The organism is Streptomyces collinus Tu 365 (assembly GCF_000444875.1).
GTDB lineage: Bacteria > Actinomycetota > Actinomycetes > Streptomycetales > Streptomycetaceae > Streptomyces > Streptomyces collinus_A.
The window spans coordinates 4,644,071-4,669,546 of sequence record NC_021985.1 but is presented as its reverse complement, the minus strand read 5'-3'; the positions used below and the strand labels follow the sequence as shown (position 1 = coordinate 4,669,546).

Annotated in this window: 23 protein-coding genes; 9 read left to right on the top strand and 14 right to left on the bottom strand. The window is 72.6% G+C overall.

What is annotated here, in order from left to right; genetic code table 11:
- Positions 1-8: 8 nt before the first annotated feature.
- Positions 9-1,835: a prolyl oligopeptidase family serine peptidase gene (locus B446_RS20275; RefSeq protein WP_043476086.1), complete on the bottom strand. Its 1,827-nt coding sequence runs from the start codon at positions 1,833-1,835 to the stop codon at positions 9-11.
- Positions 1,836-1,991: 156 nt separating this feature from the next.
- On the opposite strand from B446_RS20275, the gene B446_RS20270 reads away from it, so the two are divergent.
- On the top strand, positions 1,992-2,801 hold the full coding sequence (locus tag B446_RS20270) for an SURF1 family protein (protein ID WP_020941311.1): 810 nt from the start codon (positions 1,992-1,994) through the stop codon (positions 2,799-2,801).
- A gap of 187 nt (positions 2,802-2,988) precedes the next feature.
- Here the strand turns inward: B446_RS20270 and B446_RS20265 are convergent, their stop codons facing one another.
- The 7 genes from B446_RS20265 to B446_RS20235 all read right to left on the bottom strand — a co-directional run bounded on the left by B446_RS20265 (position 2,989) and on the right by B446_RS20235 (position 9,456).
- The gene (locus B446_RS20265) at positions 2,989-4,242 is read right to left on the bottom strand and encodes a hypothetical protein (protein ID WP_237751125.1); all 1,254 of its coding nucleotides are present in this window, start codon (positions 4,240-4,242) and stop codon (positions 2,989-2,991) included.
- Positions 4,239-4,919, bottom strand: a complete 681-nt coding sequence (locus B446_RS20260; protein WP_078614758.1) for a SigE family RNA polymerase sigma factor — start codon at positions 4,917-4,919, stop codon at positions 4,239-4,241. The genes B446_RS20265 and B446_RS20260 overlap by 4 nt, the downstream gene beginning before the upstream one ends.
- A gap of 333 nt (positions 4,920-5,252) precedes the next feature.
- Positions 5,253-6,335, bottom strand: coding sequence for an aspartate-semialdehyde dehydrogenase (locus tag B446_RS20255; protein WP_020941308.1), 1,083 nt, complete (start codon positions 6,333-6,335; stop codon positions 5,253-5,255).
- Positions 6,335-7,606, bottom strand: coding sequence for an aspartate kinase (locus tag B446_RS20250; RefSeq protein ID WP_020941307.1), 1,272 nt, complete (start codon positions 7,604-7,606; stop codon positions 6,335-6,337). Before B446_RS20250 ends, B446_RS20255 begins: the two co-directional genes overlap by 1 nt.
- Positions 7,607-7,766: 160 nt before the next feature.
- Positions 7,767-8,426 carry a DUF5063 domain-containing protein gene (locus tag B446_RS20245; RefSeq protein ID WP_020941306.1) on the bottom strand — a complete coding sequence of 220 codons (660 nt, stop codon included), beginning with the start codon at positions 8,424-8,426 and terminating at the stop codon, positions 7,767-7,769.
- Entirely contained in the window at positions 8,419-9,018 is a 600-nt protein-coding gene (recR, locus tag B446_RS20240) for a recombination mediator RecR (RefSeq protein WP_020941305.1), read from the bottom strand. Before recR ends, B446_RS20245 begins: the two co-directional genes overlap by 8 nt.
- A gap of 93 nt (positions 9,019-9,111) precedes the next feature.
- Positions 9,112-9,456 (bottom strand): YbaB/EbfC family nucleoid-associated protein, encoded by a 345-nt coding sequence (locus tag B446_RS20235; protein WP_020941304.1) that lies wholly within the window; start codon positions 9,454-9,456, stop codon positions 9,112-9,114.
- Positions 9,457-9,756: 300 nt separating this feature from the next.
- On the opposite strand from B446_RS20235, the gene B446_RS20230 reads away from it, so the two are divergent.
- A complete protein-coding gene (locus B446_RS20230; RefSeq protein WP_043478718.1) occupies positions 9,757-10,506 on the top strand; it encodes an SLATT domain-containing protein in 750 nt (249 codons plus the stop codon).
- 37 nt (positions 10,507-10,543) lie between these two features.
- Here B446_RS20230 and B446_RS20225 read toward each other — a convergent pair whose 3' ends face one another.
- Positions 10,544-12,493, bottom strand: a complete 1,950-nt coding sequence (locus B446_RS20225; RefSeq protein ID WP_020941302.1) for a serine/threonine-protein kinase — start codon at positions 12,491-12,493, stop codon at positions 10,544-10,546.
- Between the two features lie 224 nt (positions 12,494-12,717).
- On the opposite strand from B446_RS20225, the gene B446_RS20220 reads away from it, so the two are divergent.
- From B446_RS20220 to B446_RS20205, 4 genes are all read left to right on the top strand, one after another.
- Positions 12,718-14,073, top strand: a complete 1,356-nt coding sequence (locus B446_RS20220; RefSeq protein WP_043476080.1) for an aspartate aminotransferase family protein — start codon at positions 12,718-12,720, stop codon at positions 14,071-14,073.
- A gap of 101 nt (positions 14,074-14,174) precedes the next feature.
- Complete coding sequence (locus B446_RS20215; protein WP_020941300.1) at positions 14,175-14,870, top strand: GntR family transcriptional regulator; 696 nt, start codon at positions 14,175-14,177, stop codon at positions 14,868-14,870.
- A gap of 20 nt (positions 14,871-14,890) precedes the next feature.
- Positions 14,891-17,329: a glycosyltransferase gene (locus B446_RS20210; protein WP_234967525.1), complete on the top strand. Its 2,439-nt coding sequence runs from the start codon at positions 14,891-14,893 to the stop codon at positions 17,327-17,329.
- Positions 17,330-17,409: 80 nt separating this feature from the next.
- Complete coding sequence (locus B446_RS20205; RefSeq protein ID WP_020941298.1) at positions 17,410-18,060, top strand: hypothetical protein; 651 nt, start codon at positions 17,410-17,412, stop codon at positions 18,058-18,060.
- Here B446_RS20205 and B446_RS20200 read toward each other — a convergent pair.
- Complete coding sequence (locus tag B446_RS20200; protein ID WP_020941297.1) at positions 18,053-18,481, bottom strand: hypothetical protein; 429 nt, start codon at positions 18,479-18,481, stop codon at positions 18,053-18,055. The genes B446_RS20205 and B446_RS20200 overlap by 8 nt on opposite strands.
- A 116-nt stretch (positions 18,482-18,597) precedes the next feature.
- On the opposite strand from B446_RS20200, the gene B446_RS20195 reads away from it, so the two are divergent.
- Positions 18,598-19,446: a helix-turn-helix domain-containing protein gene (locus B446_RS20195; protein ID WP_020941296.1), complete on the top strand. Its 849-nt coding sequence runs from the start codon at positions 18,598-18,600 to the stop codon at positions 19,444-19,446.
- Positions 19,443-19,646 carry a DUF397 domain-containing protein gene (locus B446_RS37220; RefSeq protein WP_020941295.1) on the top strand — a complete coding sequence of 68 codons (204 nt, stop codon included), beginning with the start codon at positions 19,443-19,445 and terminating at the stop codon, positions 19,644-19,646. The genes B446_RS20195 and B446_RS37220 overlap by 4 nt, the downstream gene beginning before the upstream one ends.
- Here B446_RS37220 and B446_RS20190 read toward each other — a convergent pair.
- The 3 genes from B446_RS20190 to B446_RS20180 all read right to left on the bottom strand — a co-directional run bounded on the left by B446_RS20190 (position 19,603) and on the right by B446_RS20180 (position 23,163).
- Complete coding sequence (locus B446_RS20190; protein WP_043476077.1) at positions 19,603-21,420, bottom strand: bifunctional metallophosphatase/5'-nucleotidase; 1,818 nt, start codon at positions 21,418-21,420, stop codon at positions 19,603-19,605. The genes B446_RS37220 and B446_RS20190 overlap by 44 nt on opposite strands.
- A 141-nt stretch (positions 21,421-21,561) precedes the next feature.
- Positions 21,562-21,774 (bottom strand): hypothetical protein, encoded by a 213-nt coding sequence (locus B446_RS20185; RefSeq protein ID WP_020941293.1) that lies wholly within the window; start codon positions 21,772-21,774, stop codon positions 21,562-21,564.
- A 105-nt stretch (positions 21,775-21,879) separates the two neighbouring features.
- A complete protein-coding gene (locus B446_RS20180) occupies positions 21,880-23,163 on the bottom strand; it encodes an adenylosuccinate synthase (protein ID WP_020941292.1) in 1,284 nt (427 codons plus the stop codon).
- Positions 23,164-23,360: 197 nt separating this feature from the next.
- Here B446_RS20180 and B446_RS20175 point away from each other — a divergent pair, with 197 nt between their 5' ends.
- Positions 23,361-24,212, top strand: a complete 852-nt coding sequence (locus B446_RS20175) for a hypothetical protein (RefSeq protein WP_020941291.1) — start codon at positions 23,361-23,363, stop codon at positions 24,210-24,212.
- A 37-nt stretch (positions 24,213-24,249) separates the two neighbouring features.
- Here the strand turns inward: B446_RS20175 and B446_RS20170 are convergent, their stop codons facing one another.
- Positions 24,250-25,470: a cytochrome P450 gene (locus tag B446_RS20170; protein ID WP_020941290.1), complete on the bottom strand. Its 1,221-nt coding sequence runs from the start codon at positions 25,468-25,470 to the stop codon at positions 24,250-24,252.
- Positions 25,471-25,476: the final 6 nt, after the last annotated feature.

The window sequence follows — 25,476 nt, the reverse complement described above, 5'->3', positions numbered from 1 at the left end:
GGACCGCCCTACTCGCCCAGACCGGTCAGGTGCCGGTGCGCGAACTCCATTTCCAGGCGGACCTGCTTGATGCGTTCGTCGACCACCAGGGAGCCGTGGCCCGCGTCGTAGCGGTAGACCTCGTGAGTCGCGCCGCGGGCCTCCAGGCGCTTGACGTAGTTGTCGATCTGGCGGATCGGGCAGCGGGGGTCGTTGACGCCCGCCGAGATGTACACCGGGGCCTTCACCTGGTCGACGTAGGTGAGCGGGGAGGACGCCTCGAAGCGCTCGGGGACCTCCTCCGGGGTACCGCCCAGCAGGGTGCGGTCCATGGCCTTCAGGGCCTCCATCTCGTCGTGGTACGCGGTGACGTAGTCCGCGACCGGCACGACCGCGATGCCCACCGCCCACGCCTCCGGCTGGGTGCCGATGCCGAGGAGGGTGAGGTAGCCGCCCCAGGAGCCGCCGGTGAGGACCAGCCGGGTGGGGTCGGCGAGACCGGAGGAGACGGCCCAGTCGCGGACCGCGGCCACGTCCTCCAGCTCGATCAGGCCCACCCGGTGCTTGAGGGCGTCGGTCCAGGCCCGGCCGTAACCGGTGGAGCCGCGGTAGTTGATGCGGATCACCGCGTACCCCTGGTCGACCCAGGCGGCCGGGCCCGCGGCGAAGGAGTCGCTGTCGTGCCAGGTGGGTCCGCCGTGCAGGTCGAAGACGGTGGGCAGCGGGCCGGTGGCCCCGGCGGGCCTCTGCACGAGGGCGTGGACGCGGCCGCCGGGGCCCTCCACCCAGGCGTCCTCGACCGCCACCGAGGGCGGGCACTTCAGGCCGGGCGGGTCCAGCACGACCCCGCCGGCGGTGGAGCGGACCACGGGCGGCTCGGCGGCCGACGACCACAGGTACTCGACGCTGCCGTCGGGGCGGGCGGTGGCCCCGGAGACCGTGCCGGTCGGGGTGGGGATGCGGGTCAGGACGCGCCCGGCCAGGTCGTACCGGAACAGTTCACTGCGGGCCTCGTGGCTGTGGGCGACGAGCAGGCCGCTGCCGTCCGGGTACCACTCCGCGCTGACGTCGCCGGGCAGGTCGAGGACGAGGTCGGTCTGCTCGCCGCTCGCCACGTCCCACACCAGCGGCTCCCAGCGGCCCCGGCGCTGGTGGCCGATGAGCAGGCGGGTGTCGCCGTCCACCGGGGCGAAGCCCAGGACCTCGAGGCCCAGTTCCTCGGTGCCGTCCTTGGTGTCGTCCAGCTCGGCGACCGTCGTGCCGTCCGGGCGCAGCACGCGCAGGGCCGCGTGCATGGCGTCGCCGTGCTCGGTGTGCTCGACGGCGATCAGGGAGCCGTCGTGCGAGAGGTCGCCGACGCCCGCCGACTCGCGGTGCCGGTAGATCACGACCGGGTCGGCGCCTTCGCGGGCCAGGTGGATCGTGGTGCCCTCGTCGTCGGTGGAGCGGCCGACGACCGCGGTCCGGCCGTCGCGGGCGAGGGCCAGGCCCGCCGGGTAGGAGGGTTCGAGGCCGGGCACGGCCGTCTCGTCCGGGCCGCCGCCGAAGGGCTGCCGGCGCCAGACGCCGAACTCGTCACCGTCCTTGTCGTCGAACCACCAGATCCACTCGCCGTCCGGGGAGAGCACGCCGTCCGTCGTGCCGTTCGGCCGGTCGGTCGCGCGGCGCTGCCCGCCCGTCGCCCGGTCCCAGGCGTACAGCTCGTACGTGCCCGTCGCGTTCGACACGAACAGGGAGCGGTCCGGCGCGTCCTCCGCCCAGTCGGGCAGCGAGACCCGCGGCGCCCGGAAGCGCTTCTCCCAGTCCGGCATGTCCGGTGTGTCCGGCGTCCTGCTCTCACTCTTGGCCCCAGTCATGCGCCCATACTGCCTGGCCCCGCCGACAATCCGCTGCCACCTGCACCCAGCCTGTGGATAACTTCCTGTCCCGGCCCCGGGGACCACCGGGAACCCGCCCCGCCGAGGACCGACCCCGGGCCGAGCCACCGCCGGGGGCGCCGTACCGTTGAGGGCGTGTACCGGTTTCTGCTGACACCCCGCTGGTGGGGCATCAACGTCTTCGTGCTGCTCGCCATCCCGTTCTGCGTCTTCATGGGGTCCTGGCAGCTGAGCCGGTTCGAGGGGCGGGTGCAGGAACACCGCGCCTCGACCGCGCAGGCCGCCTCCGACGGGCGGGAGCAGGCCCGGCCGCTGGCCCGGATGCTGCCCGTGGACAAGAGCACCTCCGGGCGGCGGGTCACGGCGAGCGGCCGGTACGGCCGGCAGCTCCTCGTGCCGGGCCGGGAGCTGGACGGCAGGGCCGGCTTCTACGTGCTGACACTGCTGCGCACCGACTCGGGCCGTGCGCTGCCCGTGGTGCGGGGCTGGCTGCCCGGCGAGGCGGACCCGGCGAAGGCGCCCGCGCCGCCGGCCGGCGAGGTCACGGTCACCGGCGCGCTCCAGGCGTCCGAGACGCCGGGGGACAACGGGGTCCCGGCCCAGGGCGGTCTGCCCGCCGGGCAGACCGGGGTGATCAGCTCGGCCTCGCTGGTGAACCTGGTGCCGTACCGGCTGTACGACGCCTGGGTCACCCTCGACCGGGCCGACACCGGGATGAAGGCCGTGCCCGCGACCGCGCCGGACGGCACCGGCCTGGACCTGAAGGCGTTCCAGAACCTCGGCTACACCGGTGAGTGGTTCGTCTTCGCGGGCTTCGTGGTGTTCATGTGGTTCCGGCTGCTGCGCCGCGAGGTGGAGTTCCAGCGGGACGCGGCGCTCGGCCTGGTGCCGGAGCCGCACCAGGAGCCCGAGCAGGACGACGCCTCCGCCCCGACCACGGTCTGAGAGCCGGCGCCGCCCTCGTCACGACCACGGTCCGGCGCCGACGGCCCCGCTTCAGCCACCGTCCGAGGACGACGAGCTCCGCCCCGCCCCGGCCGCAGCCCGCGACCGACGGCACCCGTGACGGCCGCGCTCGACAACCGGCGGCGTCCCCGCCGCGGTCGCCCGGTGCGCGGCCGTCCGCCCGGGTCTACGCCCCGGGGAGCACCCCGGTGTAGTAGACCGTCCCCGCGCACGCGTCGCCGACCGTCGCGGACACCGTGGTGCCCGCCTGTGCGGTGTGGGTGACGAGGACGCTGCCGTCGGCCGGGCCGCCGTCCTCGGTGACGAGCTGGGTGGTGACACCGGTCGTGCCGGTGGTGTCGGTGCCCCCGCCGGAGCCGGCCGCACCGGCGTCCGGGGTGGGGCTGGGGTCGGGCGAGGGGCCGCCGGTGTCCGAGCCGCCGTCGGTGGTGCCACCGGTGGTGGGGCAGGTCTCGGCGGGCACGAAGGCGAACTTCTCCTCGTAGGCCGAGCCCGGCTGCAGCACCAGCGTGGCCACCTCGACGGACGGGTCGGGCAGACCGGCGGCCGGGTCCCCGGACACGTGCCGGGCGCTGCCGATCCTGGCCGGGTCGGCGGCGCCCTGTGCGGTGACGCCGACCGTGCCCGGTCCGCCGACGGTGCAGGCGGTGGCGGAGGTGTTGGTGAGGCGGAAGGTGCCGTAGACGACGCCGGCGGAGTCCGGCGCGCCGACGCTCTGGCCGGCCGAGCCGAGCTGGGCCGCCGTGCACGGCGGGGCGTCCGCGGCCGCGCTGGCGGAGGGGTTGGCGCCGCTGGTGGAGCCGGTGCCGTTGTCACCGGTGCTGCCCTGCTTGCCGGGCTTGCCGCTGCTGCGGCCCGGACCGGCGGTCTTCCCGGGCGTGCCGCCGGCGCCGGCGGAGCCGCCGTCCGGGTCCTTGCCCTGGGTGGCGCCGCCCTGGGCCTCGGAGCTCTGCCCGGCCATGGCGGTGTTGGTGTCGGTGCCGCCCGAGTCGGAGACGTGGATCAGGGCGGGGACCGCGGTGCCGATGAAGAGCGCGGCGGCCGCCATGCCGACGGCGGCCTGGCGCTTGCGGGCCCGTCGTGCGGGCACGGCGCGGCGCAGGTGGTCGAGGGTGCCGGTGCGCGGTTCGATGTCGTCGACCGCGGACTGGAGCATCCGGCGCAGGTCCAGCTCGTCGGAGGCCGGCTCGTCCGGGGCGAGTCCGTCGGGGCCCGGGCCGGGCCTCTCGGGGCCCTTTTCGTCGGGGCCGTGGTTCACAGTTCCGTTCCCAGCGTGCGATTGCGTGTGCTCTTGCTCGTGCTTCGGTTCGTGGCCGTGCTCCGGCTCGTGGCCTTGCTCCGGCTCGTGGCCGGGGTCCGGCCCGTGGCGCTCCTGGGGACGGCGCTCGCCGGGATCGCCCCCGCCGGTTCGCTTCGTCATGTCGTCTTCTCCATGGCGACCCGGAGCGCGGCGATGCCCCGCGAGCCGTACGCCTTGACCGAGCCGAGCGAGATGCCGAGCGTCTCGGCGACCTGGGCCTCGGTCATGTCGGCGAAGTAGCGCAGGACGAGGACCTCGCGCTGGCGGCGCTGCAGGTTCTTCATCGCCTTGATGAGGTCCCGGCGCTCCAGCTGGTCGTAGGCGCCCTCCTCCGCGCTCGCCATGTCCGGCATGGGCTTGGACAGCAGCTTGAGGCCGAGGATGCGGCGGCGCAGGGCGGAGCGGGAGAGGTTGACGACCGTCTGCCGGAGGTAGGCGAGCGTCTTCTCGGGGTCGCGGACGCGCTTGCGGGCCGAGTGGACGCGGATGAACGCCTCCTGGACGACGTCCTCGCAGGAGGCGGTGTCGTCGAGGAGGAGTGCGGCGAGGCCGAGCAGCGACCGGTAGTGCGCCCGGTAGGTCTCCGTGAGGTGGTCGACGGTCGTGCCGGCGATCGCGCCGTCCGCGGTCGCCACGACGTCGTCGGAACCGTCACGCTGACTGGGTATGCGGGTGGGCCGCGCTGCGGGCATGGGCGCGATCACCGGCATGCCGCCGGGGACACGCGGCCGGAGCGCCGCGCGAGGGGGCCGCAGTGCCGTGCCGCGGGCCGCAGTGAGTTCGAGTACCTCTGCCACGCCTGTTGGACACGCCTACCCCCGCGAGGGTTGTACGTGCCGGACGTCACATGTGCGACAACCGACGGTGCCTCAAGTGCCGTCATGCGCCCCGCTCTTCCCTTGTCCCGTTGAACAGGCGTCCCCACGCCCGGTCACGGCGTCCCCACGCCACGACCCGCACGCCCCGCGTGCCACGCGCCCCACGGCACCGCAAAGGTGACCGCAAAGACGCTCCCCGCCCCCCGCGCGGTTGCGGGGGGGCGGGGAGGAAATCCTGTGCCGCCGAGCGGTCCGGGGACAAGTGGTTTGGACCACGCCCCGGGCGCACTCTTACTTGAATCCTACAAATATTCAGTGACGGGCGGGACCCCCGTGACCAGTGATCTCCGCCGCCACCAGTTCGGCGATCTGCGCGGTGTTGAGCGCCGCGCCCTTGCGGAGGTTGTCGCCGCACACGAAGAGCTCGAGCGCGGTCGGGTCGTCCAGCGCCCGCCGCACCCGGCCGACCCAGGTCGGATCGGTGCCCACGACGTCCGCCGGGGTGGGGAACTCGCCGGCGCCCGGGTCGTCGTAGAGGACCACGCCGGGGGCGGTGGCGAGGATCTCGCGGGCCCCGTCGACGGTGACCTCGCCCTGGAAGCGGGCGTGGACGGTGAGGGAGTGCGTGGTGACCACCGGCACCCGGACACAGGTCACGGCGACCGGCAGGGCGGGCAGGCCGAGGATCTTGCGGGACTCGTCCCGCACCTTCATCTCCTCCGACGACCAGCCGTCCGCCCGGAGCGAGCCGGCCCACGGGACGACGTTCAGCGCGACCGGCTCCGGGAAGGGCCCGGTGTCGTCCCCGACCGCCCGCCGTACGTCACCCGGCTTGGTGCCCAGTTCGGTCCCGGCGACCAGGGAGAGCTGGGCCCGCAGCGTCTCGACGCCGGCCCGGCCCGCGCCGCTGACCGCCTGGTACGACGACACCACCAGCTCGCGCAGCCCGAACTCGGCGTTGAGCGCGCCCAGGGCGACGATCATCGACAGGGTGGTGCAGTTGGGGTTGGCGACGATGCCGCGCGGCCGGTTGCGCAGCGCGTGCGGATTGACCTCGGGCACGACCAGCGGCACCTCCGGGTCCATCCGGAAGGCGCCCGAGTTGTCGACCACGACGGCGCCGCGGGCGGCGGCGACCGGCGCCCACTCGGCGGCGACCTCGTCGGGCACGTCGAACATGGCGACGTCGACCCCGGCGAAGGCGTCCTCCGTCAGGGCCACGACCTCGACCTCCTGCCCGCGCACGGCCAGCTTGCGGCCGGCCGAACGCGGGGAGGCGATCAACCGGATCTCGCCCCAGACGTCCGCGCGCTGGGACAGGATCTGGAGCATGACCGCGCCGACCGCCCCGGTCGCACCCACGACCGCGAGCGTCGGCTTCCCGGTCGGCGCCATTACCGGCCCGTGCCTCCGTAGACGACGGCCTCGTCGGAGTCGGAGTCGAGTCCGAAGGCGGTGTGCACGGCGCGCACGGCACCCGGCACGTCGTCGGCGCGGGTGACGACGGAGATGCGGATCTCGGAGGTGGAGATCAGCTCGATGTTCACGCCGGCGTCGCTCAGCGCCTCGAAGAAGGACGCGGTGACGCCCGGGTTGGTCTTCATGCCCGCGCCGACCAGCGAGATCTTGCCGATCTGGTCGTCGTAGCGCAGCGAGTCGAAGCCGATGCCGGAGCGGCTCTTCTCCAGGGCGTCGATGGCCTTGCGGCCCTCGGTCTTGGGCAGCGTGAAGGAGATGTCCGTCAGGCCCGTGGAGGCGGCGGACACGTTCTGCACGACCATGTCGATGTTGATCTCGGCGTCGGCGATGGCGCGGAAGATCGCGGCGGCCTCACCCGGCTTGTCCGGCACGCCGACGACCGTGATCTTGGCCTCGGAGGTGTCGTGCGCGACACCGGAGATGATGGCCTGCTCCACCTTCTGGTCCCCAATCGGCTCACTGCTGACCCACGTGCCCTGAAGTCCGCTGAAGCTGGACCGGACGTGGATCGGGATGTTGTAGCGGCGGGCGTACTCCACACAGCGGTGGAGCAGCACCTTGGAGCCGGAGGCCGCGAGCTCCAGCATGTCCTCGAAGGAGATCCAGTCGATCTTCTTCGCCTTCTTCACCACACGCGGGTCGGCGGTGAACACGCCGTCGACGTCGGTGTAGATCTCGCAGACCTCGGCGTCGAGCGCGGCGGCGAGCGCCACGGCCGTGGTGTCGGACCCGCCGCGCCCCAGCGTGGTGATGTCCTTCTTGTCCTGGCTGACGCCCTGGAAGCCGGCGACGATGGCGATGTTGCCCCGGTCGAGCGACTCCCGGATCCGGCCCGGCGTGACGTCGATGATCCGGGCTTTGTTGTGGACCGAGTCGGTGATGACGCCTGCCTGGCTGCCGGTGAACGACTGGGCCTCGTGGCCCAGGTTTTTGATCGCCATGGCCAGCAGCGCCATGGAGATGCGCTCTCCGGCGGTCAGCAGCATGTCGAACTCCCGGCCCGCAGGCATCGGAGACACCTGCTCGGCGAGATCGATCAGCTCGTCCGTCGTGTCGCCCATCGCGGAGACCACGACAACCACCTGGTTGCCGTTCTTCTTGGCTTCCACGATCCGCTTGGCGACGCGCTTGATGCCCTCGGCATCGGCTACGGAGGAGCCTCCGTACTTCTGCACGACAAGGCCCACGTGCGCTCCTCGCTCGGTTCGTTTGTGTCGGCTCAGTTTACCGAGCGTCCGAAATCCACCGTCCTGCTCCCGCATGGTGAGACGCCGGACGCTCGAACCGGAACCTGCCCAGCACGCGGCACCCCACGCGGAAAGTGCGCCGGGTCACAGCCGCGGAACGCTAGTTCCCCTGCCGCATCCCGAGCGGGCCGCCGATCTCCTCCGCCATGACCTGGCCCGCCTCGAACTCCAGGGTCTCGTCACCCATCGCCTGGTCGGTGTCGAGGCCGTCGAGCTCTTCCAGCGGCTGGTTGAGGCGGACGTGGATGAGGACCGACTGCAGGGCGCGCAGGACGGCGGAGGCGGTGGGGCCCCAGTTGGAGAAGTAGGAGAACTGCCACCACCACAGGGCCTCACTGGTGCGGCCCGCGCGGTAGTGGACCATGCCGTGGCGCAGGTCGGTGATGACGTCGGCGAGGTCGTCGGAGATCCGGGCCGGGACGGGGGCCGTGCGCGGCGCGTACGGGTCGAAGACCTCGGAGTACACGTCGACCGGCTCCAGCAGGCGGGCCAGGTTCTCGCGCAGCTGGTCGACGTCCGCCTCGGGTCCCGGGTCGGGCTCGTAGCGCTCGTCGGGGACCATGTCCTCGTGCGCGCCCAGCCGGCCGCCGGCCAGCAGCAGCTGGGAGACCTCCAGCAGCAGGAAGGGGACGGCCGAGCCGGGCTCGTCGCCCTTGGCCACCTCGGTGACGGCCACCAGGAAGCTCTCGACCTGGTCCGCGATCTGGACCGAGAAGTCGTCCGGGTTACGGGTCGAGTCGTGCAGCGTGGCGTCAGACATCTAGGAGTCGTCTCCCCTCGAAGGCGCGGCCGAGGGTGACCTCGTCCGCGTACTCCAGGTCGCCGCCCACCGGGAGGCCGCTGGCCAGGCGGGTGACCTTCAGGCCCATGGGTTTGATCATGCGGGCGAGGTACGTGGCCGTCGCCTCGCCTTCGAGATTGGGGTCGGTGGCGAGGATCAGCTCGGTGACCGCGCCGTCCGCCAGCCGGGCCAGGAGCTCCCTGATGCGCAGGTCGTCCGGCCCCACGCCCTCGATCGGGCTGATCGCGCCGCCCAGGACGTGGTAGCGGCCCCGGAACTCCCGGGTCCGCTCGATCGCGACGACGTCCTTCGGCTCCTCGACCACGCAGATCACCGAGGGGTCGCGGCGGCTGTCGCGGCAGATGTTGCACAGCTCTTCCTGCGCCACGTTGCCGCAGGTCGCGCAGAAGCGGACCCTCGCCTTGACCTCCAGGAGCGCCTGGGCGAGCCGCTTCACGTCGGCCGGCTCCGCCTGCAGGACGTGGAAGGCGATCCGCTGCGCGCTCTTGGGACCGACGCCGGGCAGCCGCCCCAGCTCGTCGATGAGGTCCTGGACCACGCCTTCGTACAACGGACTGCCTTTCCTGGAGACCTTGCGGTACGTACGGTAGTCGGCCCCCGCCCGTCCCCGGAAGGCGGTGCGGGTGTCACGAGCCGGCGAACGTCAGAACGGCAGGCCGGGGATGCCGCTGCCGCCGCCCAGGCCCTGGGCCAGCGGGCCGAGCTTCTGCTGCTGGAGGGTCTGCGCGTTCTCGTTGGCCGCCTGCACGGCCGCCACGATCAGGTCGGCGAGGGTCTCGGTGTCCTCCGGGTCCACCGCCTTCGGGTCGATCTTCAGGCCGCGCAGCTCGCCGGAGCCGGTCACGGTGGCCCGGACCAGGCCGCCGCCCGACTGGCCGTCGACCTCCGTGTTCGCAAGTTCCTCCTGCGCCCGCTGCAGGTCCTGCTGCATCTTCTGGGCCTGCTGGAGCAACTGCTGCATGTTGGGCTGGCCACCACCGGGGATCACGATCAGCTCCTGGTTCCTCGACTGCTCCGTTGTTTCTCCGCTGTGCACGAGCCTACGTGGTCCCCGCCGCCATCGCCCCGCCACTCTTTCGAGTGAGAAAGAACGGGGCCCTATACCTGATCAAGGCGCTCTTACGGGCGGAAAAGTCGGGAAAGCCACGTCCGGGCCACCCATTGGGCGGTAGGAAAGGTGCCCCGCGTCGGCATGCAATGTCACGCAATGTGACCGGTCGTCTTCAGTGCCGTGGTCAGTGTCGTGTTCGGTGCCGTGTTCGGTGTCGTGTTCAGTAGGGAGAGCCGGGTGGGTCAGCCGGAGATGCAGCCCGAGGGTCCGCCACAGGACGGCTGGGGCGGGGGCGCGGCCGGGCTGCGGCCGGGCGACCTGACCGGGCGGGTGCTCCCGCTCGGGGACTGGGGGGAGCCCGCCGAACGGCTCGACGAGCTGTACCGGTGGGTGGAGCTCGGGGCGCTGCGGACGGCGGCCTGGTACCTCGCGGACCGGGTGTGGAAGCGGCGCGGGGCGCGGGCGCTGCGCGCCGGTGCGGCCGCGGGCGCGGTCTGCGGGACGGCGCTGCCGCTGCTGGACCTGACCGGCGTGGTCGGCGGGGTGGCGCCGTGGGGCTATCTGGCGCTGATGCTGGCGGTGGCCTGCGTCGGCGTCGACCGGTTCTTCGGGGTCACCTCGGGGTGGATGAGGGACGTGGCCACCGCACAGGCCGTGCAGCGGCGGCTCCAGGTGCTCCAGTTCGACTGGGCGTCGGAGAGCGTGCGGGAGGTGCTGGGCCCGGCGGAGGGCACGGCCGGCGAGGCGGCCGAGCGGTGCCTCGCGGTGCTGCGCCGGTTCTCGGAGGACGTGACGGAGCTGGTGCGCACGGAGACGGCCGACTGGATGGTGGAGTTCCGCACGGGCCCGGCGCCGCTGGGCATCCAGGCGGCGGTGGCCGCCGGGGCGCGGGCGGAGACCGGTGCGCCGGCAGGCCGGTTCCCGCTGCCGCCCGTGAACGGCACCCGTCCGAACATGCCCCGCCAGCGCCCGCCGGAGCCCCGCTAGGCCGTGCCGCCCCGCGTGCGCGGGAGCCCGGCCCGGGTCACTGCCTGGTGTACGTCAGGCTCTCCCCGCCGCCCTTCTTCGCCCGCTTCAGGCGGCCGTCGGACTGGAGGGTGACCTCGCTGGCCTCGCCCGGGGAGCAGGACGAGCGCGGCTCGCCCGAGGTCACGGTGGACGGGCCGATCTCCAGCGGGCCGTCCGCCCCGGGCTGTGCGGCCAGTTCGGCCTCGAAGACGCAGTGGTAGCTGCCGCCGCCGTCGGTGGGGCCGTCGGCGACGAGGGTGAGCACGGTGTCGCCGACCTTGCCCTGCGCGATGGTGAGCCGACGGCTGTTGGAGCCGTTGGCGTTGTCGATCGTGGTCTGCCAGGTGCCGAGGAAGGCGTCCGGGACGGCCCCGTCGGCGGACGCGGAGGAGGACGGCGCCGAGGTCGTCGGCGTGGGCGTCGGGGGCGTCTCGCGCGGTGCGCTCGGGGTGCCGGTCGGGGCGGCGTCGACCGTGCCGCCGGCCGTGTCCTCGCCGCCGTGCTTCATCAGCGCGAACACGGAGCCGCCCGCGCCCAGCGCCACGACCAGCGCGATCACGACGAGGAGCGCGGTGGAGCGGCCGTTCTTGCGTTCCGGCTCCTGGTAGCCGCCGACGGGAGGCGGCCCGTAGGGCGGGGTGGAGCCGAGGCCGCCGCCGTAGGGCGGGTACGGCTGCTGGGGGTAGCCGTAGGGGCCGGGGGCGGGCTGCGGGTGCTGCTGGGCGTGCTGCTGCGGGTGGCCGTACGGGCTCGGGGCCGGGTGGGCGGGCGGGGCGGCGGGCATGCCGGGGGGAGGTGTCCGGCCGGCGGCGAGGGTGGGCGGGTGGGCCGCCTGCGGCGCCACGTCGTCGGGGGCGGGGGCGTGCTCGTGGATCCAGGCCGGCGGGCTCACCGGGGCGGGGCCGGGCGCGGCCGCCGGGGTCCGGGGCGCCGGGAGGGCGGCCGGCCCCCCGGCCGGTGCCGGGCCGTCGCCCGGGGCACCCGCGCCGGCCTGGGCGGACGGCGCCGTGGTGCTCTCCGGGTCCTCCGCGTCCAGCAGCCGCACCGCGTGCCGGCCGAGCTGGGCCACCAGCGCGCCCGGCAGCCAGGGGTCGCGGGAGCGGCCGCCGGCGACGGTGTCCTCGGCTCCGGTCAGCTCCAGGATCCGGTCCAGGGAGGGCCGGGCCGCGGGGTCCTTGCGCAGGCAGTCGCGGACCAGGTCCGCGATGCCCTCCGGCAGCCCGTCGAGGTCCGGCTCCTCCTGGGCGATCCGGAACATCAGCGCGTGCACCCCGCTGTCGCTGCCCCCGAAGGGGAGGACGCCGGTGGCCGCGTAGGCGAGCACGGAGCCGAGGCAGAAGACGTCGCACGCGGGCGTGATCCGGTCCCCGCGCACCTGCTCGGGCGCCATGAACCCCGGCGACCCGACCAGGGAGCCGGTCCGGGTCAGCCCGTCCCCGGCCGGCGTCTCCATCGCCCGCGCGATCCCGAAGTCGATCACCCGGGGCCCGTCGATGGTCACCAGCACGTTGGACGGCTTCAGGTCCCGGTGCACGATCCCGGCCGCGTGGATGTCCTTCAGCGCGTTCGCGAGGCCCGCCGCCAGGATCCGCACCGACCGCTCGGGCAGCGCCCCGTGGTCGTGCCCGACGACCTGCTGCAGGCTGGGCCCGGCGACGTACCCGGTGGCCACCCAGGGCACCACCGCCTCGGTGTCCGCGTCGAGCACGGGCGCGGTCCAGTAGCCGCCGACCCGCCGCGCGGCCTGCACCTCCTGCCGGAAGCGCGCCCGGAACTCCTCCTGCTCGGCCAGCTCCTGGCGGACCAGCTTCACGGCGACCGTACGGCCGCGGTCGGAGCGGGCCAGGTAGACCTGCCCCATGCCGCCCGCGCCGAGCCGCGCCAGCAGCCGGTACGCCCCGATCCTCCCCCTGGGCCCAACGCCCGGGGGGACCCCCAGCGGCTCCCCCGCTCCCAGCTTCTCCATCCCCGCGCCGCCTTCCCCCCCATAGGTCTGCAACGGACCGAGGATAGTGCGGCGGCCCGGGGCGCCGTGCGGAGCGGGCTCTACGGTTGCGTAACGGCGACAACCGGGCGACCGGTACCCACCACCGCCGACCCGCTACTTCGACAGTCTGTCGCGGAAACGGCCCGCCCAGGGAACAGGACGCCCATGCCGCGTCCGTATCCGGGGCATTTACCCTCGCCCGCATGACCCCTCAGCCCAACCCCTCCGCCGGCGCCGCAGTGAAGGCCGCGGACCGCGCGCACGTCTTCCACTCCTGGTCCGCCCAGGACCTCATCGACCCGCTCGCCGTCGCAGGCGCCGAGGGGTCGTACTTCTGGGACTACGACGGCAAGCGGTACCTGGACTTCACCAGCGGGCTCGTCTACACGAACATCGGCTACCAGCACCCCAAGGTCGTCGCGGCCATCCAGGAGCAGGCCGCGACGATGACGACCTTCGCGCCCGCCTTCGCGATCGAGGCCCGCTCGGAGGCGGCCCGGCTGATCGCCGAGCGGACCCCCGGCGACCTGGACAAGATCTTCTTCACCAACGGCGGCGCCGACGCCGTCGAGCACGCGGTGCGCATGGCCCGGCTGCACACGGGCCGCCCCAAGGTGCTCTCCGCCTATCGCTCGTACCACGGCGGCACCCAGCAGGCCGTGAACCTCACCGGCGACCCGCGCCGCTGGGCCTCCGACAGCGGCAGCGCCGGCGTCGTCCACTTCTGGGCGCCCTTCCTCTACCGCTCCCGCTTCTACGCGGAGACCGAGGAGCAGGAGACCGCGCGGGCGCTGGAGCACCTGGAGACGACGATCGCCTTCGAGGGGCCGGGCACGGTCGCCGCGATCATCCTGGAGACCATCCCCGGCACCGCCGGGATCATGGTGCCGCCGCCCGGCTACCTGGCCGGCGTGCGCGAGCTCTGCGACAAGTACGGGATCGTCTTCGTCCTGGACGAGGTCATGGCCGGGTTCGGCCGGACCGGCGAGTGGTTCGCCGCCGACCTGTTCGGGGTCGTCCCGGACCTGATGACCTTCGCCAAGGGCGTGAACTCCGGATACGTGCCGCTCGGCGGTGTCGCCATCTCCGCGCGGATAGCGGAGACCTTCGGCAAGCGGCCCTACCCCGGCGGCCTCACCTACTCCGGGCACCCGCTGGCCTGCGCCGCCGCCGTCGCCACGATCACCGCGATGGCGGAGGAGGGCGTCGTCGAGAACGCCGCGCGGCTCGGCTCGTCGGTCCTCGGCCCGGCCCTCGCCGCCCTGGCCGAGCGCCACCCGAGCGTGGGCGAGGTGCGCGGCACCGGCATGTTCTGGGCGCTGGAGCTGGTGCGGAACCGGGAGACCCGGGAGCCGCTGGTGCCGTACAACGCGGCCGGCGAGGCGAACACCCCCATGGCCGCCTTCGCGGCCGCCGCCAAGCAGCACGGCCTGTGGCCCTTCGTGAACATGAACCGCACCCACGTGGTCCCGCCGTGCAACGTCACGGAGGCCGAACTGAAGGAGGGACTCGCGGCCCTGGACGCGGCGTTGAGCGTGGCCGACACGTACACCGTGTAGCCGAACTCGAACTGCCCCGCCCGCAACCCGAACGCGTAAGGTGACGTGCTCGTAAGTGAGGACGAGTACGTCACCCGCACGTGTGAGGAGAGGTCCGGACGATGCCCGGCAACGGCGGCGCCGTGACGCGCAGCACCCTGCGCCAGCAGATCGCGGACGCGCTGCGTGACGAGGTGCTGGCGGGCCGCCTCACGCCCGGCCGGGCGTTCACCGTCAAGGAGATCGCCGACCAGTACGGCGTCTCCGCGACCCCGGTCCGCGAGGCGCTGGTCGACCTCTCCGCGCAGGGCATCCTGGAGGCCGACCAGCACCGCGGTTTCCGGGTCCCCGAGTACTCGCTCGACGACTACCGGAACATGATCGAGGCCCGCTCCCTGGTCACCGACGGCATCTTCCAGTGCCTGACCGCCGGGCACCCGGCCTTCACCGACACCGAGAACCCGCGGACGGTGGCCGCCCTGGCGGCGGTGCGCCGGCGCGGCGAGGAGGCGCAGCGCGCCTCCGCGTCCGGCGACCTGACCGTGCTGATCGGCTACGACCTGCGGTTCTGGCGCGAGCTGAGCGGCCTGTTCGGCAACCCCTACCTGGCCGACTTCCTGCACCGGCTGCGCGTGCAGTCCTGGGTGTGCGCGGTGCAGCACCTGCGCCGGCTGCCCGACGTGCGCGGCCGGCTGTGGGCCGGGCACACCGAACTGGTCGACGCCCTGGCCCGCCGCGAGGCCGACACCGCCCGCGCGATCGTCGCCGCCGCCAACGAGCACGCCCTGGCCCTGGTCGAACGGCTGGCCGCCCAGTGAGCGGCGCGGCGGAACACGGCGTGCGCATACCCCGCCAACGGGCCGCCGACGGTGCTGCCGGCCAGGTCGGGCTCTCCGTCGTCATCCCGGCCTACAACGAGGAGCGGCGCCTCGGCCCCACCCTGGAGGCCATCACCCGCTACCTCGACGCGTACGAGGACACCTGGGAGGTGATCGTCGCCGACGACGGCTCGACCGACGGCACCCGCGAGGTCGGCGCCCTCGACCACCCCCGGATACGCCTCGTCACCAGCCCCGGCAACCGCGGCAAGGGGCACGCGCTGCGGCTCGGGGTCGCCGCGTCCAGCGGCCACCGGGTCCTGGTCACCGACGCCGACCTCTCCGCGCCCATCGAGGAACTGGAGCGCCTGGACGAGGCGCTCGGCGGGGGCAGCGCGGCGGCGATCGCCTCCCGCTCGGTGCCCGGCGCCGAGATAGCCGAGCGGCAGCACCGGGTGCGTGAACTGCTGGGCCGCGCCGGGAACTTCCTGATCCGCCGCACGGCCGTGCCCGGGATACGGGACACGCAGTGCGGCTTCAAGCTGTTCGAGGGCGACCGGGCCCGCGCGGCCTTCGGCGCCGCCCGCCTGGACGGCTGGGGCATCGACGTGGAGGTGCTGCACCACTTCCACCGGGCCGGCTGGCCGGTCGCCGAGGTCCCGGTCCGCTGGAGCCACCGCCCCGGCTCCAAGGTCGGCCCCCTGGACTACCTCCGGGTCCTCGCCGACCTGGTCCGCATCCGGACCCGTGCCCTGCGCCCCGCCGACGTCTTCGCCGCCGTGCTGTTCCTGGTGATGTCGGTGGCCCTGTACTCCGGCCGGTTCTTCGACCCCTCCCACCGCTATCTGACCGACTCCATGCAGGACCAGAACCAGTGGGAGTGGTTCTTCGCGGTCACCGCCGACAACGTCGCCCACCTGCGCAACCCGCTCTTCACCGACCTCCAGGGCTTCCCGGACGGCGTGAACCTGATGGCCAACACGGTGATGCTGGGCCTGTCGGTGCCGTTCACGCCGGTCACGCTGCTGTTCGGGCCGGCCGTCGCGCTCAGTGTGTGCATGACGCTGGGCCTGGCCGCCACCGCGGGCGCCTGGTACTGGCTGATCGTGAAGCGGATGGTGCGCCGCCGCACGGCCGCGTTCGTCGGGGCGTCCCTCGCGGCCTTCGCGCCGCCCATGGTCAGCCACGCCAACGCGCACCCCAACTTCGTCATCCTGTTCATGGTCCCGCTGCTCGTCGACCGCGCGCTGCGCCTGGCAGGCGGCGCCCGGGTGGTCCGGGACGGGATCGTGCTCGGCCTGATGGCCGCCTACCAGATCTTCCTCGGCGAGGAGCCGCTGCTGCTCGCGTCGATGGGCATGCTCCTGTTCGCCGCCGCCTACGGCGCCATGCGCCGCGACGTGGCGCGGGCGGCCCTGCGGCCGCTGCTGACCGGCCTGCTGATCGCCGGGGCCGTCTGCCTGCCGCTGGTGGCGTACGCGCTGTACTGGCAGTTCGCCGGGCCGCAGAGCTACGCGGGCATCGCGCACGGCGACAACGCGGGCAACAGCCCGCTGTCCCTGCTCGCCTTCGCCGAACGCTCCCTGATCGCGGGTGACGCGCAGACCGCCGGCCGGCTGGCGCTGAACCCGACCGAGCAGAACGCCTTCTACGGCTGGCCGCTGGTCGCCGTCGCCTTCGCCGTCGCCGTGCGGCTGTGGGACCGCGCCGTGGTCAGGGCGCTGGCGTTCACCGCGGTGGCCGCGGCCGTCCTCTCCCTCGGCCCGAGGATCCGGATCCCGCTCACCGGCAGCGTCCTGCCCGGCCCCTGGGCCCCGCTCGCCCACCTGCCGCTGTTCGAGTCGGTCATCGAGGGCCGGGTGGCGATGATCTGCGCCCCGGCGCTGGGCATGCTCCTCGCGCTGGCCCTGGACCGTGCGGCGGTCTCCACGACCCCGTCCAGCCGGCACCTCGCCCTGCTGGGGGTGGCCTTCGCGCTGCTCCCGCTCGTCCCGGCCCCGCTGAAGTCCGTCGACCGGGTCGCGGTGCCCGCGTTCGTCACGGACGGGGAGTGGAAGTCGTACGTGCGGGACGGCGAGTCACTGGTCCCGGTGCCGCTGCCCGACCCGGGCGCCGCCGAGGCCCTGCACTGGCAGACGGCCGCCCACCTGGGCTTCAGGCTGCCCGGCGGCTACTTCAACGGCCCCTACGGCGAGGACCGCGTCGGGATCTACGGCGCCGCCCCGCGCTACACCGCGGGCATGCTCCGGGACGTGCGCTACACCGGGCTCGTCCCCGTCATCGGCAAGAACTGGCGGGCCCAGGCCCGGCGGGACTTCGCCTACTGGAAGGCGGGTGCCCTGGTCCTGGCCCCGCAGCAGAACGACGGCGCCCTGCGCACGGTCCTGAAAGAGCTCACCGGCCACGACGGCAAGTGGACCGGTGGGGTATGGGTATGGGACCTGCACAGGGGGAGCTGACCCCGGCCGCCACCGACTACCCTTCCCTGACCACCCGCTGCCGCGCGTGACCGCGCGCCTGCCGATGCGAGGAGCCCTCTTTGGCCTGTGACCTGTGGCTGGTACCGCTCGTCGACGTGTTGTGCCACACCCCGGACAACCCGTTCGCCGAGGAACTCGCGCACTACAACGACGCACTGGCCGCGGCCGGGCTCCCGCCGGTGCCGGTGTACCAGTACATGCCGGGCCTGTCCGGCGAGGTCGCCCCGGTCGCCGGCTTCGACTACGACGCGCTGCACTTCCTGCGCCGGGTGTACCTGCTCCAGGTGTGCGGGCTGCCGGTGACACCGGTGGACGAACTCGGCGGCGACTACGAGCAGCTGCTGGAGATGTTCGAGTCGACGGCCCAGCAGTCCCATCTGGTCTGGCACTACGACCACGCGGGCGCCTACGTCCCGGTGGACTTCCCGCACCCGCTGTCCAACGAGGAGCTGCTCGCCGGCGGCGGCCCGCTGGGCTCCTCGCAGGCCCTGCTGCGGGAGCTGGAGTTCGTGGCCCCGTCGATCGGCATCGATCCGGCCAATCCGCCGGCGGCGCCGCAACCGCCCACCGCCCCGACGGAGCTGGAGGAACCGGCGGTCCCGGCGCCGTACGACCCGAGCCCCTTCGCCCGCGAGCGCCACGTGTGGCTCGGTCTGCACGCGGCCGCGACGCGCTCGCTGGCCCAGGGCTCCATGATCGTGTTCAGCTGACGCCCTCGCCGCACGGCCGGTGATCCGGCTCCCCCAGCACCGCGCGCAGCAGCAGTGTGTGCACGAACCGGCCGGGGGCCGTCGGCGGGTACCGCCAGGCGAGCGGCCACGTCCGCCCCTGAAGCGCGGGCACCGGGATGAAGCAGACGCGGTACGGGCCGCTCGTCAGCCGGGTCACCTCCGGGGGCCAGCCGCGGTGGCCCGTGCTGCCCGCCGCCACGAGGAAGTAGACGCACCGCCGCCCGCTGCCCGACTCCACCACCGGCCCCGGATCGCCCCCGGTCATCCGCGCCAGCCGGTCGGCGACCTCCCGCCCCCGGTCACCGTCGAGCCGCACGGCGTCGAATTGGACCCCCGCCTTGCGCAGTTGGACGCCGGTGGCGGGAACCCATTCCGGAGCGAGGTGACTTTCCGTGTTCATGGGCCCAGTGTCCGTGCAGGCCGCTACGGTCTTCCACAACTCTCCGTCGACCCTTCACAACGGTCGGGAGTCGGGGCGGAGTGTCGGTGACCGGTTGAGTTCGGTTGAGTCCGGGGGTGACCGCGATGGCGCGGGCGGAGAACAAGGTGGAGGCGGGCGGTACGGCGCATCTCGTCGCCGCCCTGGCGAAGGCGCTGCGCGAGCAGCAGAGCCTGACGCAGGACGAGTTGGGCAGGCGGATCGGCTACACGGGCTCCGCGATCAGCGCGATGGAGACGTGCGCGCAGCCGGCCAGCGACAAGATGCTGGTGGCTCTTGAGGAGCAGATCGGGGGCGGGCTCGGGGTCTTCGAGAAGGCGCGGAAGTTCATGCTGCTGGACAAGTACCCGCCGCAGTTCAAGAACTTCGCCTTGATGGAGGCGGAGGCGGTGACGCTCTGCTCGTACCAGACGTTCGTGGTCGACGGCCTCTTTCAGACCCCGGCCTACGCCCGGGCGCTGATCGGAGGCGGGTTCCCTCGGCTTCCCGAGACGAAGGTGGAGGAGCTGGTCGAGGCCCGTATCGCTCGCAGGGCACTGTTCGACAGGGACCCGCCTGCCATGGTCGAGCTGATTCTCGACGAGTCGGCACTCAGGCGGCCGTTCGGGAGCTGGGAGATCCTGCGCGAGCAATTGCGCTCGCTTGCCGAGGATGCCGAGAGGGACAATGTCAGCGTTCAAGTGATGCCGATGGAAAGGGCGTTGAGAGGCGGCCATGCAGGGGCTCACGGCAGCATGGTGCTGGTCGTGACGAAGGACCACCACCAGGTGGTCTACCTCGAAGTGGAGGACCAGAGCGTCCTGGTCAGCGATCCGCCGACGGTGGCCCCCCTCGCACACCGTTATGCAAAGATCCGCACACAGGCTCTGAGCCCGGACGACTCGTTGAGCCTCATCCGAACGCTGGCGGGAGAAGAGCGAACATGACCGGCACCCTGCGATGGCACAAGGCGAGTTACAGCGACGCCGGGGGCGGACAGTGCCTCGAAGTCGCCCCCACCCCCACCACCATCCACATCCGGGACTCCAAGAACCCCGAAGGCCCCCGACTCACCGTGTCGCCGGGGGCCTGGGCCGGCTTCCTCAGAACACCGGCGTTCCCGCCTGCGTCAGCTTCCAGTTGGTGACCGCGAAGTCCGCCGGGTCGAGCGTCTTCTTCGTGGTCACGTAGTCGATCATGAGCTGGCGGATCTCGTTCGTGGAGCTGTAGGCGACCTGCGCCGAGGCGATGTGCGGGTACCCCGAACCCCCGTTCGCGCGGTAGTTGTTGACCGCCACCACGAAGACCTGGTCGTCGGCGACCGGGGCACCCTCGTAGGTCAGGTTCCTGATCCGCGAGCCCTCGGGCTGCGCGATGTCGATGTCGTACGAGACGCCCGACGCCGTGTCGTACATGTAGTCCCAGAAGCTGTTGGCGTTGGTGAGGGTGGCGGTGTCGACCGCGGTGCCCGCCGGGACCTGGTGGTAGTACTTCGCCGCGTACTCCAGGTAGTCCCTGAGCTGGGCGCCGGTGAGCTTCTTGCCGTAGAGGGTGTTGTCGTAGATGTAGAGGCCGGCGATGTCCTTGATGGTGACGCTGCCCCGGGGGATGTCCGCGGTGCGGCTGAAGGGCGCCGCCACCGAGATCAGCGGGAGGGCCGCGTCGGCCGCGGACAGGCCCGCCTTCACCGTGTCGGCCTGCACCTTGTGGATGAAGTCCATGATCGGCACGTCCCGCCAGCAGGAGTCCGCCGCCGAGAGGTCGGCGGTGCAGGTGCCGACGGCCGTGTTCACGTACTTCACCACCAGCTCGTGGTCGGCCTCCAGGAGCTCTCTGATCTCCGGGTCCTCGTCCACGCCGTTGGGGTTGAGGGTCTGGGCCTTCTTGTCCGTCACCTTCCACTGGCCGTGGTGCAGTTCGAGCTCGAAGTCGAAGACGCTCAGCCGGTAGCCCCAGCAGTACGGCTCGGAGAGCAGGACCTCCTCGCCCGTCTCCGCGTTCTTGACGGTGTAGGACGGGACTTCCACGTGGGTGTGGCCGACCAGGATCGCGTCGATGCCCGGCACCTGCTCGGCCACCAGGTTCGAGGCGTTCTCGACGTACGGGAGCGCGTCGCCGTAGGACGAGGAGCCGTCCAGGCCGGAGTGGTCGGTCAGGAAGACGACGTCGCAGCCGAGCGCCCGCAGCCTCGGCACGTACTTCCTCGCCTGCTCGACCAGGCCCGGGAAGACCATCCGGCCGCCGACGTTGTCCTTGTCCCACAGGGCGATGCCCGGGTTGGTGAGGCCGAGGATGCCCACCTTGATGTCGGGCGCCCCGGGGACCCGGACGCGCTTCACCGTGTACGGCTGGAAGGCGGGGCGCAGGGTCTTGGCGTCGAGGGCGTTGGCGCCGAGCAGCGGGAAGTGGCACTGGCTCTCGAACCGGCGCAGGACGTCGATGCCGTAGTTGAACTCGTGGTTGCCGAGCGCGGCGGCGTCGTAGCGCATGTGGTTCATGGCGACGGCCATCGGGTGCCGGGGGCCGCGCTTTCCGCCGGTGCCGGTGATGGGGTCGACGCGGGCGAAGTAGTAGGCCAGGGAGGTGCCCTGGATGATGTCGCCTGCGTCGACCAGCAGCACCCGGTCCTCTCCCTTGGCCTCGCGCTGCTGCCGGACGAGGGTCGCCACCCGGGCCACGCCCACGGAGTTGCCGGCCTTGTCGCTGTAGGCGGCGTCCTTGTAGTAGTCCCAGTCGAAGACGTGACTGTGCAGGTCGGTGGTGCCGAGGATGGAGAACGACCAGGTGCGGGGCGCCTTCTCGGGCTGCCGGCCGGCCGCCTCGGCGGGCGCCGCCGAGACGGTGCCGGCGGCGGCCACGGCCGCCGAGGTGACGGCCGACTTCTTCACGAACTCCCGGCGGTTCATGGGACTGACGGGCATACATGGCTCCTGGGGACGCGTGCGAGAGGGCCGGGCGGAGGGCCCGGCGGGACTACACGCGTAGATCGTGGCGCCGGCCGGACGGGCCCGGAACCAGGGGTGAGCCATGTCCAGGTCAAAGATGCGTCAGGGGTGGCCGCGTCACGGGTGCCGGATGAGGCGGATCACCGGCGGCCAGAGCACCCCGGGCGCCAACAGCAGCGCGGGCCCCAGGTGCACCGGGCACACCCACAGCGGGGGCCTGCCGTGCCGCACGACCTCGAAGACGGCCGGGTCCGAGCAGTCCGTGCCGCCGGCGTCCTCGCCCTCACCGCCGTACGGCCCCCGGCACCGTGCGTTCCGGTGGACGCCCATACCTCGATTGTCCCTCGCACCACGGCGGACACCCCAGGACGCGGAACCGCCCGCCGATCGCGCCGGGGCGGATCGACGGGCGGAACCGTCAGGCGGTGTCGCGGCCTACAGGAACGAGTTGATCTCGATCGTCTCGTCCCGGCCCGGGCCCACGCCGATCGCGGAGATCGGGGCGCCGGACATCTCCTCCAGCGCCTTGACGTAGTTCTGGGCGTTCTTCGGCAGGTCGGAGAAGGACTTCGCCTTGGTGATGTCCTCGGACCAGCCGGGCAGCGTCTCGTAGACGGGCTTCGCGTGGTGGAAGTCGGTCTGCGAGTACGGCAGCTCCTCGACCCGCTTGCCGTCGATCTCGTACGCCACGCAGACCGGGATCTGCTCCCAGCCGGTGAGCACGTCCAGCTTGGTGAGGAAGAAGTCGGTCAGGCCGTTCACCCGGGTCGCGTAGCGGGCGATGACCGCGTCGAACCAGCCGCAGCGGCGGTCACGGCCGGTGGTCACGCCCCGCTCGCCGCCGATCCGGCGCAGCGCCTCGCCGTCCTCGTCGAACAGCTCGGTCGGGAACGGGCCGGCGCCGACCCGGGTCGTGTACGCCTTGAGGATGCCGATGACCCGGCTGATCTTCGTCGGGCCCACCCCGGCGCCGGTGCAGGCGCCGCCCGCGGTCGGGTTCGAGGAGGTGACGAAGGGATACGTGCCGTGGTCGATGTCGAGGAGCGTGCCCTGACCGCCCTCGAACAGGACGACCTTGTCCTCCTCCAGCGCCTGGTTGAGGACCAGCACGGTGTCGGTGACGTACGGCTTGATCTGCTCGGCGTAGCCCAGCAGCTCCTCGACCACCTGGTCGACGGCGATGGCACGCCGGTTGTACAGCTTGGTCAGCAGCTGGTTCTTGACGTCGAGGGCCGCCTCGACCTTCTGGGTCAGGATCGACTCGTCGTACAGGTCCTGGACCCGGATGCCGACACGGTTGATCTTGTCGGCGTAGGTCGGTCCGATGCCGCGCCCCGTCGTACCGATCTTCCGCTTGCCGAGGAAGCGCTCCGTGACCTTGTCGACGGTCACGTTGTACGGCGTGATGACGTGCGCGTTTCCGCTGATCAGGAGCTTGGACGTGTCAACGCCACGCTCGTTCAGACCGCTCAGCTCGGAGAGCAGGACCGACGGGTCGACGACGACACCGTTGCCGATGACCGGCGTACAACCGGGAGAGAGGATTCCGGAAGGGAGGAGGTGGAGTGCATACTTCTGGTCGCCCACGACGACCGTGTGGCCGGCGTTGTTGCCGCCCTGGTATCGCACTACATAGTCCACCGAGCCACCGAGCAGGTCGGTCGCCTTCCCCTTGCCTTCGTCACCCCACTGAGCACCGAGCAGCACAAGTGCGGGCACGCGCGTACACCCCTTCCGGGCGGGGCATGTCCAAGGTCGGGGGCTTGGGCGTAAGGTTCACCGCCGCACACCACCGCGACCGCCTTTGGTCGCACAACCGTCGGACCGGATGCCCCGGAATAGACGAAGCCCCTGGCGCAATAGCGCAAGGGGCTCTTGCACAAAGATGCTACCCGAGGAAGCGAGGCAGGACCGAGGTGGCGACCTTCGCGACGTCCGATCAGCTGCTGGTGATCATCGATCCGGCGGCACGGCACACGGACGGGGAGTCCGTACGGATCGCGAAAGACGTGCTCAGCGCGGGTGCGACCACCAAGGTCTGTCTGCCGGACGGCCCCGAGGAATTCGCCCGGGCACTCGGCCGGCGGGGGTCCCGGCGCCCGGTCGTGATCGGCGACGACCGGGCACTGGTCCGCGCCGTGACCCTGCTGCACCGCCACCGCGAGCTGGCCGGATGCGCGCTGTCGATGGTGCCGGTCGGGGAGGCCGCGCTCGCCGAGTCCCTCGGAGTGCCCGCCGGCGCGGTGGCGGCGGCCCGCGCCGTGCTGGACGGGGCGGAGCGGCGCCTCGACCTGCTCGTGGACGACAGCGACGGCGTGGTCCTGACCGCGCTCGGCATCCCGGCCGCCCCGGTACGGACGGCTTCCGCCGAACCGGTGACCGTCGCCCCGGAGCGCCCCCGGCTGCGCACCCGCTACCGCTCCCTGGTCCGCACCCTCGCCCCGCGCCCCACCCGCCTCGCCGCCGTTCCGGCCCCCGGCCCCTCCCGGCTGCGCGTCGAGGTCGACGGCGACACGGTCGTGGACCTGGACCAGCCGGTGGAGGCGGTGTCGGTGACCCCCGGCAGCCGCGGGATCGCCGAGGTGGAGGTACGGCCCCTGTCCCTGGGCGCGGAGGCCACCCCGCTGCGCGCCTCCGGCCGCTCGGTGACGGTGGTCGGCGCGGACTTCCGCTACCGCGCGGACGCGGCGGTCGCGGGCCCGGTCCGCCGCCGCACCTGGACCGTCCGTGAGGACGCCTGGGCCCTGACCCTGCCCGCCCCCGGGTGACCCGGGGACGGACGGACCGGTGATCACGGCGCGGTGATCACCTCACCTCGACGTCCAGGCCCTCCAGGCCGCGGATCACGAAGTTCGGCTTCCGCTCCGGTTCCGCCGCCAGGCTCAGCGTGGGGGCCCGCTCCAGCAGGGCGGTCATGGAGGCCGCGAGCTCGATGCGGGCCAGCGGGGCGCCGATGCAGTAGTGGATGCCCGCGCTGAAGGAGATGTGCGGGTTGTCCCCGCGGCCGATGTCCAGCCGCTCGGGGGCGGTGAAGACGGACGGGTCGTGGTTGGCGGAGCCGAAGAGCATGGCGATCTCCGCGCCGCGGGGGATCGTGGTGCCGTCGATCTCGATGTCGTCCAGGACCCAGCGCTCGAAGAGCTGGAGCGGGGTGTCGTAGCGCATCAGCTCCTCGACCGCGGCCGGGACCAGCGAGTGGTCCGCACGCAGCGCCGCGAGCTGGTCCGGGTTGCGGAACAGCGCCCACCAGCCGTTGACCGTGGCGTTGACGGTGGCCTCGTGGCCGGCGTTGAGCAGGAGGACGGCCGTGGAGATCATCTCCTGCTCCGTCAGCCGGTCGCCCTCGTCATGGGCCGCGATCAGGCCCGAGATGAGGTCGTCGCCCGGGTTCTCGCGCCGCTCGGCGATCAGCTCGCGCAGATAGTCCGAGAACTCGACCGACGCCCGCACGGCCCGCTCGGCGGAGTCCCCGGACGGGTTCAGCTCGTACATCCCGCAGATGTCCGCCGACCACGGCCGCAGCGGCGCCCTGTCCGACTCGGGGATGCCCAGCATCTCGGCGATCACGGCCACCGGCAGCGGTTCGGCCACGTCCGTCAGCAGGTCGCCGCCGCCCGCTGCCACCAGGCCCGCCACCAGCTCGTTCGCCAGGTTCCTGACGTACGGCACCAGAGCCTGAACCGTGCGCGGGGTGAACGCCTTGGACACCAGCCGCCGTATCCGGGTGTGGTCCGGCGGCTCCAGGTCGAGCATGCCGTGGTCGTTGAGGGTGTGGAACGGCTCGTGCTCCGGGGCGGGCGGGGTCCGGCCGAAGTCCTCGTGGGTGAACCGGTGCTGGTAGGCGCGGCCCAGCCGGCGGTCCCGCAGCAGCGCCGAGACGTCCGCGTGGTGCGGGACCAGCCACTGGTCGGTCGGCTCGTACCGGATCACCCGGCCACGCGAGCGCAGCTCGGCGTAGGCGGGGTACGGGTCGGCGAGGAACGCCGGGTCCCAGGGATCGAAAGCGAGATCGCGAGGAGCTGCCATGGACGG